Source organism: Candidatus Nanopelagicales bacterium, from assembly GCA_028687755.1.
GTDB lineage: Bacteria > Actinomycetota > Actinomycetes > S36-B12 > S36-B12 > UBA11398.
In genome coordinates this window covers 26,037-40,862 of record JAQTZL010000003.1, presented here as the reverse complement: position 1 = coordinate 40,862, position 14,826 = coordinate 26,037, and the positions used below count along the sequence as shown (strand labels likewise).

General features: G+C 52.9%; 13 protein-coding genes. 5 read left to right on the top strand and 8 right to left on the bottom strand.

Going from position 1 to position 14,826, the window contains the following annotated elements; all coding sequences use genetic code 11:
• Positions 1 to 2: 2 nt before the first annotated feature.
• Positions 3 to 1,412, bottom strand: a complete 1,410-nt coding sequence (locus PHN51_05495) for an aldehyde dehydrogenase family protein (GenBank protein ID MDD2818233.1) — start codon at positions 1,410 to 1,412, stop codon at positions 3 to 5.
• Between the two features lie 146 nt (positions 1,413 to 1,558).
• Here PHN51_05495 and PHN51_05490 point away from each other — a divergent pair, with 146 nt between their 5' ends.
• Positions 1,559 to 2,497: a 3-carboxyethylcatechol 2,3-dioxygenase gene (locus tag PHN51_05490; protein MDD2818232.1), complete on the top strand. Its 939-nt coding sequence runs from the start codon at positions 1,559 to 1,561 to the stop codon at positions 2,495 to 2,497.
• 26 nt (positions 2,498 to 2,523) lie between these two features.
• Complete coding sequence (locus PHN51_05485; protein MDD2818231.1) at positions 2,524 to 4,308, top strand: FAD-dependent monooxygenase; 1,785 nt, start codon at positions 2,524 to 2,526, stop codon at positions 4,306 to 4,308.
• A 28-nt stretch (positions 4,309 to 4,336) separates the two neighbouring features.
• On the opposite strand, the gene PHN51_05480 is transcribed toward PHN51_05485, so the two are convergent.
• Entirely contained in the window at positions 4,337 to 5,023 is a 687-nt protein-coding gene (locus PHN51_05480) for a GntR family transcriptional regulator (GenBank protein MDD2818230.1), read from the bottom strand.
• Positions 5,024 to 5,109: 86 nt separating this feature from the next.
• On the opposite strand from PHN51_05480, the gene PHN51_05475 reads away from it, so the two are divergent.
• On the top strand, positions 5,110 to 6,189 hold the full coding sequence (locus PHN51_05475) for a CaiB/BaiF CoA-transferase family protein (protein ID MDD2818229.1): 1,080 nt from the start codon (positions 5,110 to 5,112) through the stop codon (positions 6,187 to 6,189).
• On the opposite strand, the gene PHN51_05470 is transcribed toward PHN51_05475, so the two are convergent.
• The gene (locus PHN51_05470) at positions 6,190 to 6,879 is read right to left on the bottom strand and encodes a nitroreductase (GenBank protein MDD2818228.1); all 690 of its coding nucleotides are present in this window, start codon (positions 6,877 to 6,879) and stop codon (positions 6,190 to 6,192) included.
• An 86-nt stretch (positions 6,880 to 6,965) separates the two neighbouring features.
• On the opposite strand from PHN51_05470, the gene PHN51_05465 reads away from it, so the two are divergent.
• Together PHN51_05465 and PHN51_05460 are read left to right on the top strand one after the other, a co-directional pair.
• Positions 6,966 to 8,054 (top strand): CoA transferase, encoded by a 1,089-nt coding sequence (locus tag PHN51_05465; GenBank protein ID MDD2818227.1) that lies wholly within the window; start codon positions 6,966 to 6,968, stop codon positions 8,052 to 8,054.
• Positions 8,000 to 9,289, top strand: a complete 1,290-nt coding sequence (locus PHN51_05460) for a CoA transferase (GenBank protein MDD2818226.1) — start codon at positions 8,000 to 8,002, stop codon at positions 9,287 to 9,289. The genes PHN51_05465 and PHN51_05460 overlap by 55 nt, the downstream gene beginning before the upstream one ends.
• Here the strand turns inward: PHN51_05460 and PHN51_05455 are convergent.
• The 5 genes from PHN51_05455 to PHN51_05435 all read right to left on the bottom strand — a co-directional run bounded on the left by PHN51_05455 (position 9,278) and on the right by PHN51_05435 (position 14,757).
• Positions 9,278 to 10,687, bottom strand: a complete 1,410-nt coding sequence (locus tag PHN51_05455; GenBank protein ID MDD2818225.1) for an FAD-dependent oxidoreductase — start codon at positions 10,685 to 10,687, stop codon at positions 9,278 to 9,280. The two genes, PHN51_05460 and PHN51_05455, sit on opposite strands and share 12 nt — an antisense overlap.
• Positions 10,688 to 10,770: 83 nt before the next feature.
• Positions 10,771 to 11,106 carry a hypothetical protein gene (locus PHN51_05450; GenBank protein MDD2818224.1) on the bottom strand — a complete coding sequence of 112 codons (336 nt, stop codon included), beginning with the start codon at positions 11,104 to 11,106 and terminating at the stop codon, positions 10,771 to 10,773.
• 37 nt (positions 11,107 to 11,143) lie between these two features.
• Complete coding sequence (locus PHN51_05445; protein ID MDD2818223.1) at positions 11,144 to 12,772, bottom strand: AMP-binding protein; 1,629 nt, start codon at positions 12,770 to 12,772, stop codon at positions 11,144 to 11,146.
• Between the two features lie 27 nt (positions 12,773 to 12,799).
• On the bottom strand, positions 12,800 to 13,786 hold the full coding sequence (locus tag PHN51_05440; GenBank protein MDD2818222.1) for an alpha-ketoacid dehydrogenase subunit beta: 987 nt from the start codon (positions 13,784 to 13,786) through the stop codon (positions 12,800 to 12,802).
• A complete protein-coding gene (locus PHN51_05435) occupies positions 13,783 to 14,757 on the bottom strand; it encodes a thiamine pyrophosphate-dependent dehydrogenase E1 component subunit alpha (GenBank protein ID MDD2818221.1) in 975 nt (324 codons plus the stop codon). Before PHN51_05435 ends, PHN51_05440 begins: the two co-directional genes overlap by 4 nt.
• Positions 14,758 to 14,826: the final 69 nt, after the last annotated feature.

Genomic DNA, 14,826 nt, shown 5'->3' with positions numbered 1-14,826 from the left:
TGTCAGAATCGAATTGCCTTGTACTCAAGATATTCCTCAAGGCCATACTTCCCAAGTTCCCGGCCTATGCCGGATTTCTTGTAGCCCCCAAAAGGTGCGTGGGCATTGAACGCTCCGTTATTAATCTGGACCTGCCCAGTACGCATTTTGCGGGCAAAGGCAACACCCTTAGCTTCATCCGCAGTCCAGACCGCACCAGATAATCCGTAATCAGAGTCGTTCGCAACTCGCAGCGCTTCTTCCTCATCTTCAACGGGAATCACGACGAGCACTGGCCCAAATATTTCCTCTTGCGCGACCTTCATCTTTGATTTCACATCCGTGAAAATCGTTGGCGTTACGTAGAAACCATCACGATCTGGTGCCACCGCGCTTCCAGCAAGAAGACGGGCACCTTCGGCGATACCTGCTTCGATGTAGTGCAACACACGATCTTGCTGAACGGCAGATGCGACAGGCCCTACGCGTGTTCCAGGATCTAGCGGATCGCCAATTGCAAATTTTGCGACTGCGGTTTCTAGGAGCGCTTCAATTTCTTGTAGTTGAGACTTGAGAACAATCAAGCGGGTCAGTGCAGAACAGACTTGACCAGAATTTAAGTAACACCCACCCAACGTGCTTGATACTGCGCGGCCAAGGTCAGCGTCAGCCAAGATCACAGAAGCCGACTTCCCACCAAGTTCCAATGCAACTTTCTTCACGTCTTTTGCGGCCAGCGTCGAGACGCGCACACCTGCAGCGGTTGATCCCGTGAAACTCACCATGTCCACCATTGGGTGCGATGCAAGCGCTTCGCCAACTTCCGCACCGACTCCGCACACTAAATTTGCAACTCCAGCTGGTAGTCCAGCTTGATGAATCACTTCGAAGAGTGCGATTGATGACAACGTGGTGAGTTCTGCAGGCTTCACCACGATCGTGCATCCGGTCGCTAACGCCGGAGCAAGTTTTGCAACTACCTGATGCAGCGGAAAGTTCCATGGGGTAATAGCACCGACAACGCCGATGGGTTCTTTCACTGCAAGGAAATTTTCACTGCGCTCTTCAAGGACGAGTGCATCCATTGCATCAGCGGTAGAGCGCAATACATCTAGAGCCAAGCCAACCTGCACTGCTTTTGCGATACCAATGGTGGTGCCCACCTCTTTTGCAGCGAGCTCAGCGAACTCATCAGTGCGAGCTTCGATGCCATCGGCAATTGCACGCAAGAACCCAGTGCGAACAGAAGTGGGTTGCTCGCTCCAAGTCGTAAAGGCCAGCGATGCTGCCTGTACGGCTTGATCAATATCCGCGGCCGCGCCTGCCTGCACCTGCCCCATTGGAGCACCATCAATAGAACTCACCAATTCCAGCGCGGTGGATCCGGTACCAGCGCAGGGATGGCCATTGATGTAGTTGGCAGCAAGGGACATTTCGTACTCCTTATGAACGTGGCGCAGCAGGGAGCTAAGTCTCACGAGTTGCAGTCGGCTATGAAGGAGAAATATGAAATTCACCCCTTGACCGGTAACTAGCATGCTAGTAGGTTGCGATTCTCGACGAGATAAAGAGGTTACCCATGCCGCTAGCAATCTGCGCAATGGCACACACCCCACTAATGAACTTCAATGAACCTGGCCCTGGCGTGCGCGCTGAAGTTGAAGCTGTCTTTGCTGACGCACGCGCCAAGATTTCCCAATTCAATCCCGATGTCGTCGTGATGTTTGCTCCCGATCACTACAACGGCTTGCTCTACGACATGATGCCGCCGTTTTGTGTGGGCTTCCAAGCACGCTCATTCGGTGACTACGGCACACTCTCTGGTCCACTGAATGTTGACCGCGAATTAGGCGAAGCAATTGTCGCTGAACTCTTCGCATCCGACATCGACATTGCCTACAGCGAGCGCCTACTCGTTGATCATGGAGTTGCGCAATCACTGGAGTTACTCCTGGGATCCCTCGATGCCAAGCCAATCGTTCCCATCATCATCAACTCTGTTGCAGAACCAATGGGCCCACCGCGTCGTTCAATCGCGTTGGGTGAAGCAGTGGGAAGAGCCATTGCACACCTCGATAAGAAGGTGCTGCTGATTGCATCAGGGGGTCTTTCCCATGACCCACCTGTTCCACGTCTGTCTGAAGTGCCACCTGAAGTCCAAGAGCGACTCATCGCTGGCAGAAATCGCCCAGCTGACGCACAAGCAGCACATGAAGCACGCGTGATTGCAACAGGTCTTGAATTTGCTGCTGGCCGCGCGAACATCATGCCGCTGAATCCACAGTGGGATACCGACCTCATGCGCATCTTGACCTCCGGTGATCTTTCACCGATTCATACATGGACCACTGAATGGATGACCGAACAAGGCGGACACTCAGGTCACGAAGTGCGTTGCTGGATCGCTGCGTACGCGGCACTCGGTGTCGCCGGCACATACGACACTTCCCTTTCCTATTACCGAGCTATTGATGAATGGGTTGCCGGCTTTGGCATCGCATTCGCACAAACGGCCTAACTCCTCAACAACACAAGGAAATAAACATGACTTACGAAACAGACGTCCTCGTTGTGGGTTCCGGGCCTACCGGTATGACCACCGCACTCGCCTTAGCTACGTACGGCGTCAAGGTGCATGTGGTTTCAAAGTGGAACTGGCTGGCGAATACGCCACGCGCTCACATCACCAACCAGCGTGCAGCGGAAGTGCTGCGCGATCTCGGTGTCGAAGAAGAAGTAACGAAATACGCAGTGCCATGGGAGCTCATGGGCGACACCTTGTTCACCACAAGCCTTGCCGGTGAAGAAGTTGCACGACTTCGCACATGGGGCACTGGCCCAGATCGCGCTACCAACTACCTACAGGCAAGCCCATGCACACTCCTTGACGTGCCACAAAACATCGTCGAACCAATCTTGGTGAACAACGCGGCTAAGCGTGGTGCCAACATCAGCATGAACACTGAATACGTGTCACATGTACAGGATGCTGATGGCGTTACAACAACGCTCCGCGAACGTCTCACTGGCCGCGAATATGAAATCCGCTCGAAGTATCTCGTCGGTGCTGACGGTGCACAATCCAAAATTGTTGAAGATCTTGATTTGCCATTCGAAGGTCACTTGGCTCGAGCCGGCACGCTTTACACCTTGTTTCATGCAGATCTTTCAAAGTACGTAGAACATCGTCCAAGTATTTTGTACTGGGTGATGACTCCAGAAGCTGACTTCGGCGAAATTGGCATGGGCTTGTTGCGCACGGTGCGACCTTGGAACGAATGGATTGCTGGCTGGGGCTTTGACATGAACAAGGTCGAAGAAGTGAAGGAAGCAAATAACCTGCACAGCGGCCCTGTTCAATTCACTGCACCTGATGCAGATGTTGAAACGGTCACGCGCAAAATTCGTGCACTTGTTGGCGATCCAGATCTCGAGATTGATGTGAAGTGGTCCTCAACTTGGTTTGTGAACCAGTCACACGCAACGAATTTCCAAAAAGGGCGGGTGCTCTGCGGAGGTGACGCCGTTCACCGCCATCCACCATCAGGTGGCCTTGGTTCAAACACCTGCATCAGCGATGGTTTCAACCTGGCTTGGAAACTCGCGTATGTGATCAATGGTTATGCGGGATCAGGACTCCTTGAGTCGTACAGCCAAGAGCGCGTTCCCGTTGGTGAACAAATCGTGACACGTGCCAATAAGTCTCGCCATACCTATGCGCCCTTGCGCGAAGCCTTTGCTGCTCCAGAAGCAGCTGATCGAATTCAAGGCGGTCTGGACAAGTTGGCTGATCCAACCCCTGAAGGCGCTCAAGCACGCGCGGCACTTCGAGATGCAGTTGAGTTGCGTAACTATGAATTCAATGCGCTTGGTGTTGAAGTGAATCATCGCTACGAATCCAACGCAGTGATCGCAGATGGGACGGTCGAAACGTGGGAACGAGATCCTGAACTTTTCTACCAAGCTTCCACTCGCCCAGGCGCAAAGATTCCACACGCATGGCTAGTCGATAAAGCAGGACTTCGCGTTTCAACGATGGATGTTGTCGGCAAGGGCAAGCTTTCGCTCGTCACTGGTCTTGCTGGCAAAGCGTGGGCTGATGCAGTGAACGCGCTGAATCTGCCATTCCTGCAAGCCGTGGTCATCGATTCACCAAATGCGCGTGATCTTTACGGTGACTGGGCTCGCATTCGCGAAATCAGTGAAGCTGGCGCACTATTGGTACGCCCAGATGGCTTCATTGCTTGGCGACAAATGAGCGACGTCACTGATCAAGCTGAGGCAACCAAGCAACTCACGGCTGCTGTGAACGCTGTGCTCAGTAAGTAATTCGCAAACGCCACACAGCGGCCTGCATCTACTCGTGATGAGTGATGTGGGCCGTTGTTGCGATATGAGTATGAGTAAGCGAGCGTGCGCGTTCCGCATCGCCAACAGCCAACGCATCAATGATGTGTTCGTGATCATCATGTCGATCATTGAGGGCGCCACTTAACGCGCCTGGAACTCCGGTTGTGTTGATCAGAAAATCAGAGAGATCATGCATGCGTTGAGATAACTCGGTCATGATCCGCGAATTGGCCATCGCATAGATAGTTGCGTGGAACTGACGGTTCAGTCCGAGATACGCCTGCGACCGCTGAGCACTATCCGTGAGCGTGCGTAGCGCAGCAATTTCACCAGAAATGCGTCGCAACTCATCTAGTTGCTCCGTTGTAGCTCGCACTGCGGCAGCGGCCGCAATTGATCCTTCAATGCCGCCAAACATGCTGAAGAAGTCTGCGATTTCTGTGGCGGTGTAGCTTGCGACCTGACAACCAACCTGCGGAATGATCTCAACTAGGCCATCAGCATTGAGCATGCGCAGCGCATCCATGACTGGTTGCTTACTGACACCGTATTCGCCTTTGAGGGTTTCCACTCGAATCCAAGAGTGCGGTGCAAATTCACCGCTAACTAACCGGGCCTTCAAGAGTTCATATACCTGAGCTGACATTCGCCCAGATGGTCGATGGGCCTGCTGACTCATCGAAGGAACACTCACCTTCACAATCTATCTGGTCACTCATTGAGCAAGCAGGATTCGCTCCACAATAGGCTCACTCTTCTTCACAACGCATTGGAGTACTCATGCCTGGTCCGCTCACTGGAATTCGCATTGTTGAACTTGCTGGTCTTGGTCCAGTGCCGTTCGCGGTCAACATGCTGGCCAATATGGGTGCCGAAGTTGTGCGCATCTCGCGTCCGCCAACAAATCCTGCAGCCCTCACTGGTTGGTCTCCGTTCTTAGGCACCGAGGTCTTTGCAGATCTCAAGAATCCTGACGATGTCGCCATGGTGCTCGAACTTGTTGAGTCCGCTGACGTATTCCTTGAAGGAATGCGACCGGGAGTCACAGAGCGCCTAGGGCTTGGACCTGACGTCTGCCTTGATCGCAATTCTCGACTGATTTATGGACGCATGACGGGCTGGGGCCAAGAAGGCCCGATGGCCAAGATGGCAGGCCATGACATCAACTACATCAGTCTGACTGGTGTGCTGCATTCCATTGGGCCCAAGGAAGCGCCCGTTCCGCCGATGAGTTTCATTGGTGATTACGGCGGCGGTTCCCTCTTTCTTATTGTCGGCATCTTGACCGCACTCTTTGAGCGAACCACCACGGGCAAGGGTCAGGTTATTGATGCAGCAGTGGTCGACGGCGCAAGTGTGCTGATGCAGCCATTCTTGGAAATGTCCAATGGTGGTGCATTTTCAACGGAGCGTGAATCAAACTCACTTGACGGTGGCGCGCCGTACTACCGCGTTTATGAATGTCGTGATGGAAAGTTCATGGCTGTCGGCGCGATGGAACCGCAGTTTTATGCAGCATTTATCAATGTGATCGGCCTAGATGAATCCACGTTGCTTGATCGTGATGACAAAGCGAACTGGCCAGCTCTTCGCGAACAATTTGCTGCGATCTTTCTGACCGACGATCGCGACAACTGGACAGTGCGTTTTGAAGGAATTGATGCGTGCGTCACTCCCGTGCTTACGCACCTTGAAGCACCAGATCATCCACACATGAAGGCTCGCAACACGATTACGCGACGCAATGGTGATTTGAAGGCAGCTCCAGCACCACGGCTCTCGTCGCATCCGATTGATTTCGATGAACAGCGCAGCGGAACAAAGTCCACACTTGCTGAAGTAGTGCAGAGCTGGAAGTAGTTACTTGGGCAGCCCGATTACCGCATCATCGATTGGGCTGCGTTCGGTGCGAAAGCTGTTCGCGGGATTGCTCTCGTCTGCATATCCAAAGGACACCGCACACACGATGCGTTGCTCGTCATCAAGATTAAAATAGTTGCGCACGACTGGGGAATATCTCGCTATTGATGCTTGCGCAATAGTTCCCAACCCGAAACTCGTAGCGATCAACATCAGTGTTGAGACATAGCCACCTGCATCGACGAGGGCGTAATCATTGAGGGTCTTGGGGACCGAAATGATTGCAACGTGTGGTGCGCCAAAGAATTCATAGTTCAAGGCTGATTGCCGAGTGCGCCCATCAAGGTCGTCACGCGCCAATCCAACAGCTTCAAACAGTGCCTTGCCCGATAACTTGCGACGCTGCCCAAATTCACCTGGGTAATCAGCAGGAAAACTCAGATCCGGCTTGCCTGCTGGATCACTTGATGCCTGAGCTTTCAACAAAGCCGCAAATTCCGCACTGGCTGGGCCGGAAAGTAAGTTCACCTGCCATGGCTGGGTGTTGCACCACGAAGGGGTGTGCTGGGCCAAGGTGAAGATGTCGCGAATCTGCTCTGCTGGCACTTCCGTGGGCAGAAAGGCGCGGCAACTATGTCGCGCTGCCACCGTCTGGCCAACGGCTTCAGCCTGGTCATTTGGGAAATACATCTATCCTCATTTTCGATAAATCACCCAAGAAAATACTTTTGGGATATCGTCCCTTTAGACTAATCCATGTCGAAAGGTTGGGTGCGATGTCGACGGCACTTGAGGGTATTCGCGTACTTGAAGTAGGCGGAGCAGCCGATTTTGCCGTGCCCTATGCCGGACTCTTGCTCGCAGATCTTGGCGCTGACGTCATTTTGGTAGAAGACCACCACGGACATCCCCTTCGCGCAGGGCACCCCGCGCTTCCAATCGATCCCGCTGTCCATGGCGCAGTCTTCGACTTTCTCAATACCGGCAAACGCAGTGTCGCCATTGATTACTCAACACCTGGAAATGTTGAGTTTGCCGCCCTTGTCGCCAGTGCTCACATCATTTTGACCACCTTGCAGCCTGATGAGTTCGCTGCCCTCAATCTCGCGATTCCAAACAACCAACCACTCGCAATCGTGCATGTCACCCCATGGGGATCAACAGGCCCGTACCGCGATCGCCCCGCGACCTCATTGATTGTGCAAGCTGCAGCTGGATGGGTGACGAGCCGCAAAGAAGTGGTGATGGAACCTGTTCAAGTTGGCGGCCAGATGCATGAATGGGCAACCGGTGCCTACATTTCAGTAGGTGCACTGACTGCACATCGCGCTGCACATCAACAGCAACAATCCATCACCGTTGATTTCTCTGAGTTTGAAGCAACACACTCAATGCTTTGTTACGACCGCTTGCGTTACGACGCTCGCGGTGAGCTTGGCGTGCCACGTGATCGCATTTTGATTTCGCCTTTTGGTATTCGTCGATGTGCTGATGGTTGGGTTGGCATCAACACATTGACACAAGCGCAGTGGGAAGATGCCTGCCGCATGACCGGCCTTGAGGATTACTACGGATTCATGCAAGAAATGAATCGCGGTGAAGGACCACTTGATGAGTTCAGTGCCAAGGTCGATGCCTTCCTTGCGGACAAAACAGTCAATGAACTTGTGACGCTCGGCCAAAGCATGCGCGTGCCAACGATTCCAGTCACCCAAGGCAAAGAAATGTTTGCACTCGCGCAATGGCAGGAACGTCCATTCTTTTATGAAGTGGACGGCGAAAACCAGAAGTACCAAGTGCCCGGACCACCGTGGCGCTTATCAGTAACACCCGCACGCCAAAGCACATCGGCAGGTCAGCGATGAACCAGCCATTGCCATTCGCTGGCATTCGAGTGATTGAATTTGCGCACTTCTGGTCTGTTCCCTACGGAACTATGTTCCTTGCTTCTCAAGGTGCCGACGTAGTCAAGGTTGAAAGTGTGCAGCGCCCTGACGTATGGCGCGCAAACCACACTGCACCAATCCTGGGTGATCGTTGGATGGATCGCGGATTGCTTTGGCAAGCCACGAACCTTGATAAGCGCGACATCACTCTCGATGCCGCAAGTGATGAAGGCCGTGCATTGCTCAAACAGCTGTGCACTGGTGCCGACATCTTTATCGAGAACTACGCCTCACATGTGGTTGAAAAACAAGGGCTTTCATATGAAGACCTCAAAGCCATCAACCCAGGCATCATCATGGTTCGCGCTCCAAGCTTTGGCAATGAAGGCCCATGGAAAAGTTACGTTGGTTGGGGCGATGTCTTCGAGCAGGTCTCTGGCTTTGCGACAGTGACCGGGTATCCAGATAGTCGCCCACAAACTCCTGGTGGCTACATGGATCCCATCGTGGCGATGCACTTAACAACTGCAATCATTGCTGCACTGGAATATCGCGATCGCACGGGTTTTGGTCAACTCATTGAAGTGCCACAAAGCGAAGTCGGCATGGCGATGGCTGGCGCGATTTTGATTGCCGACCAGTTTGGTTACCCCCCAACTCGCCCCGGCAACCGCGCACCTGGTTTTGCTCCACAGGGCGTGTATCGCACTGGAGATGCCGAGAAGACTTACATCGCACTATCCATTCGCAATGATCAAGAATGGGAAGCACTGATCGCCATCACTGGCGCACCGGCACTTGCAGCTCTTGCATCAGCAGGGCTTGACATTCGCCACGAGCACCACGATGCAATTGATGATGCAATTGTGCAATGGACCCTTGCACACACTGCCGATGAAATGCTCGCTCAGCTACAGGGCGCGGGTATTCCGGCATCGCGCTTGCTCAAACCTGTGGATTACAACATTGAGCCGCAACTTGTTGAACGCGAGTACTACCAGGAATTGGATCATCCACTTTCGGGCCCACGCTTATTCCCAACGTTCCCTATGCATTTCTCATACGAAACTGACCGCGCGATTCATAGCCGACCAGCACCAATGCTTGGGCAACACAATGAAGAAATCTTGCGTGGTGAACTTGGCGTGAGCGAATCTGATTATGAGGATTTGCTTGCCAAGAATGTGATTGGCACTGAACCACTAAAGGGCTGAGGCAGCGCTCTTTCCAGCGATGCGACCAAAACTGGCACATCCAGCAAGTGAGTTACCACTTCCTGCATAGACGTAACCCAGGAATCCACCGGTTGCTTCACCTGCGGCAAATAACCCAGGAATCGGATCACCATTGTGATCGACCACGCGCGCCTTGGCATCAATCATCGGGCCTGTGCCAGTAGCAGCAATCGTTGCTGGGCGGATTTCCTTGCCATAGAACGGCGCTTGCACAATCGGGCGTAAGAATTTGGCTTCTTTTCCAAATGCGTCAACGCCTTCAGCAGCTCCAGCGTTGTATTGCGCGATGGTGTGCTCGAGTTGCTCTACAGGAAGATTGAGAGCAAGAGCGAGTTCCGCAACGGAGTCGGCTTTGGTGATCGCACCTTTCTCGATCATTTCTTCCATCATCGGCACGTTCCAACTCGCACTGCGACGCTTACCAAAGGCTGGCACAACCTGCTTATAGGCAGGCATCTCATTTTCAGGATCAACATGAAGGGCCTGATCATCAAAGATGATGAAACCCTTGTTGTCGTTCAGTGAGAACGCGCGATCGACAGCGCCATATGGAGACGACTCATCAACAAAACGTGAACCTTGTGCGTTCACCATGATCTGCCAACCTGGAATATACGGCTCTTGTGCATTTACGAAATTGGGATGTGGCAATCGAAGACCACGATCGAAACCACTGATGCGTGCATTGGCTTGTTCAGCAAAATCGATTGCGTCACCTTGGGCACCATCGGCACCCATGTACCAAAGCCAGTCGCCAGCTGATGTTGCATTTGGCCACCACTTGGCAACCTTTTCCGGATTAGCCCCATAGCCACCTGAAGCAAGGATCACTGAACGCGCAAAAACTTCATCCTCGCCAACCATCGCACCAACAACTGCGCCATCGCGAATGATGAGGGACTTCACTGGCTGTCCAATTGCAATGTCAATTCCTAAAGACTTGGCTTTCGCAGCCAACACATTGACGATGCCTTGGCCCTTTTCTTTGGCCACAACTCCGCGAGGAATGTTTTCACTGCCACCGTAAATCACAAGATCATGGAACTCGACACCTTGCTCTTCCAGCCAATCAATTGCTGGCCCAGACTCTTCGGTGAACGCCTTGATTAATCCACCCGGGAGTTCCCATTGGGTCCATGCCATGTATTCGTTGAAGAAGTTCTTTGCAGAGTCTTCAATGCCGTGCTTGCGCTGCAGGCGAGTGTTCGCACCAAGGATCATGCCGTCACACAGGCGAGTGGATCCACCGACAACATCCTGAGATTCGGCAATGAGCACTTGCTCAGCACCTGACTGGCGGGCGGTAATTGCCGCGGTTAATCCAGCAAGGCCAGAGCCAACAACCAAGACGTCGATTGCATCTTCTTCGTGAGACATGACTTCCCTCATTTACCTGATCCAGCGATCAGCACTGCCTATTTCTACCAGCACGCTTTCCTTATCAGCGTGTGAATGGGCTTTTAGTCTGTCTCACTGATGAATTCATATGGGGTAATCCCAATGGATTCAATATCAATGCAATCTGGCAGCACGATGGTGCCATCAGCGACACGACTGGTGAGCGCATTGATCGCTGTTTCAAGGTCACCTTCGACGGTGTACAGAGCCGCACGTGACTGATCAACTGACGGACGACCACTTGGCCACACCAAGTGACTCTTCTTCCATCGCGATGCAGCGACATAACCTGGTATATCAAGCACCTCAGGCACATGCTGTTGCTCGTACCAAGCCTCAAACTCTGCTTCCTTGCCAGGAACTGGATTCGTTAGGACCAACAGCATGCTCTTGCTCATCTGGCACATCCCTTTCAAGGTCTCAACTACTGAGGACTTACTTGGTGACTCGTTTCTTCACTAAATCTGTGGTTTGCACATCCCAGGTTGCAGGGGTGACGCCTTCATCGCGCAGTTGATACTTCAGCACCCGCCCAACGCCATTTTTTGGCAATTCTTTGCGGAATTCAACGTACCGCGGAGTTGCAAATGAAGGAACCCGCTCACGACTCCAGTGCCATAACTCTTCATGGGTCAGGCTTGCGCCTTCAGCTAACACCACAACGACTTTGATGTCATCCTCACCAAGCTCACTTGGCAGGGCATGCACTGAGACTTCTCCGATGGCATCGTGAACCATGAAGGTTTTTTCCATTTCAAAGCCAGAGATGTTCTCTCCACCCTTGCGCATGTAATCTTTTTTACGATCGGTGAAGTAGATGTATCCCTCTTCGTCCATGCGCACCATGTCACCTGTGTGCATCCACAGATTGCGCCACACTTCAGCTGACTTTTCAGGTTGTTGCCAATATCCAGAGAACATCACATCTGGCTTACTTGGGCGAAAACACAGCTCACCTGGAGTTCCATAAGGAACTTCGCAGTCATGATCGTCAAGAACAATCACATCGAAATCATCATTGCGCTTGCCTGCAGAACCCTGCGGCGTATCAGCCAGGTACGGCACGCTCGTTCCGCAATACACCTCAGTTGAGCCGTACTGGTTGTTAGCAATGTACTTCACGCCAAAGCGGTCGTAGAAGGCTTGCTTTTGTGCCGGAGTGAACGGATTGCCGACAACAGCACGCACTTGCCCAAACGTGCGTTTCATTGCTTCATCTTCGGGAGCGGCAATGAGAATTGGAACCATCGAGGCCATGATCTTGGCAACTGTTGCGCCCGAGGTTTCGATTTCTGCCCAGAAGTTTGACGCTGAGAATTTCAATGAAATAGAAACCTTGCCGCCAACGATGATGGCGCCAAGAATTGCTTGCAAGCCACTGGTGTGAAAGAGCGGAAGTGGGGTCCACACAATGTCGTGAGATTCAAGGGCCACCAAGTTGGAGCCGGCTCGCGCAATATTGCACAAATAGTTGTGACTCATCATGCACGCTTTGGAAGGCCCTGTTGTGCCCGAGGTATACATCAAGGCGCCAATATCCGATGGAGAGTTTTCCACCACCTCAACGGTCGCCGACTCGCCCCAGTGATCGCTCAATGCTTGAACTGCAAATGGCGTTGCGGCGGTTTCAGAATATTCGCCATTTACCAACACCAATGACACGTCAGGAATGCCATCAGCAACCATCGCGATGCGCTCGAAATACTGAGCATCAACAACAACGAGTTTTGCCCCGCAGTCAGCAAGCGGGTGACGGAGGAACTCCCCTTTATTCGCAGTGTTGATCGGCACCCAAATCGCGCCGATTTTGTTCGCTGCAATCCAGGTCGCAACAGCCTGCACGCTGTTATCCAACATCGAAGCAACACGCTCGCCAGGCTGCACACCTAGCTTCAAGAATGATGAAGCTAGGTGTGAGCTCAGGCGATCAAAGTGCGCATAGGTGTAACTCTCACCGGAGAAATCAAGAAACACCGAATCAGGAACAGCAGCTAATGAACGCGCAAATGCAGCTGTGACGCAATCGCGAGTGCCAGTAGCCCAACCGTTACTGATATTTGACATGTCTCTTGTTCTCGAAGGTTTGGCGAATTACTTCTTCAACGTGCGAAGAGCGGTGTTCACGATGTCTTCAGGCTGGATGTGCCAGACCGCTTCCAACGATGGAGAGAACGGAATTGGAATATCCAAACCACCGATACGAGCGATTGGTGCAGCCAAAGTGCCCCATGTGCGCTGTGTGAGTTCCGCTGCAATTTCTGCACCAACACCACCGCGGCGGTGAGCTTCGTGGATCACGATGCCGTGACCAGTCTTCATCACCGATGCTGTCAATGTTGCCCAGTCAACAGGAACGATCGTGCGAAGGTCGATGACCTCAGCATTGATGCCGTGGTTGGCCTTCAACAGTTCAGCTGCCTTAAGCGTTGGCAACATTGAAGCGCTGTAAGAAATCAACGTGATGTCTGATCCCTCGGTGCGGATTGCAGCCTGACCAAATGGGATCAGGTATTCGCCTTCAGGAACGGGGTCCTTTTCTGCGTAAAGAGTCTTGTGCTCAATAAACATTGTTGGATCATCCATGCGAATGGCAGTAGCCATCAGGCCCTTTGCGTCAGCAGCAGTCGATGGCAAGGCAATTGCAAAGCCAGGGATGTGCATGAACAGTGCTTCAAGTGACTGACCGTGCTGAGCACCAACGCCGCCGCCTGCGCCCTGCTGGGTGCGGATGGTCATTGGCACACGGAAGTCGTCACCACTCATGAAGCGCTGCTTGCCAGCTTGGTTGAGAATCTGATCAGCAGCAACCAGCGAGAAGTCCATGAACATCAATTCGACGATCGGACGCTTGCCCACCATCGCTGCACCAATTGCAGCACCGACAAAGCCAGCTTCTGAAATTGGTGTATCCATGACTCGCTCAGCACCGAACTCTTCATATAGTCCCTTGGTCACCTTGTAGATGCCGCCGTAACTGCCAATGTCTTCGCCCATGATGAATACATCTGGGTCGCGCTGCATTTCAATTTGAATTGCTTCGCGAATTGCCTCGCGGTACGGAAGTTCGCGCGCGCTCATCGTGAGGTCTCCATCCATGCAGCAGCGCCGCGGTTGATCGTTGAAGGGTCAGGTAGTGGTGAAGCAAGTGCTTCTGCTTCTGCGGCATTGAGATCGGCCTCAACTTGTGCGCGAATTGCTGCGGTTTCCGCTGGTGTCTTTCCTGCAGCAATGAGGAGTGCTTCGCATGCTTCAATCGCGTCGCGGGACTTCCACTCTGCTTCTTCTTCACGCGTGCGGTAATCACACAAGTCACCTGGCATATGGCCGCAGTAGCGGTAGGTCATTGCTTCAATGAAGGTTGGGCCTTGGCCTGCACGTGCACGAGAAGCCGCTTGCGAAACAACATCAGCAACTGCGCCAACAGACATGCCGTCAACACGAACACCTGGCATGCCATAAGCAGAAGCGCGAATGCTGAGTTCGTCAACCTTCACTGCATCCTTGATTGGCGTCATTTCTGAGTACAAGTTGTTCTCGCATAGGAAGATCACGGGAAGATCCCACACTGCGGCAAGGTTCATCGCTTCGTGGAAAGCAGCTTGGTTGGTTGCACCATCGCCGAACACAACAACGGTCACTTCATCGTCGCCGTCCATCTTGGCGCGCAATGCAGTGCCGCAAGCGATCGGGAGGTTTGCCGCAACGATTGCGTTGCCTGGAATAACACCCAGTTCAGCGCTACCCATGTGCTTTGAACCACCACGACCATGGTTACTTCCAGCTTCGCGGCCAAGAAGTTCGGCGAAAAGGCTGAATGAAGTCATGCCCCAGGCCAGTGCGTAAGCGTGCCCGCGATAGGTAGGAGCAACGAGGTCTCCATCTTGCAACCCAAGTCGCGTACCAACGGCAACGGCTTCCTGGCCGATGCCAAGGTGCGTTGAACCCTTGAAATGCAACTTTGCATAGAGCTCCTGCGCGCGCTCTTCGAACCCACGGATGCGCAACATTTCTGCATACGCTTCTTCCAACTGCTGAGTACTCAGCGACATTCACTTCCTCCTACACGCCTTGCGGCTTGTACCTTGCTGAATGCAAGGTAGCGAACAAAAATTATGAAA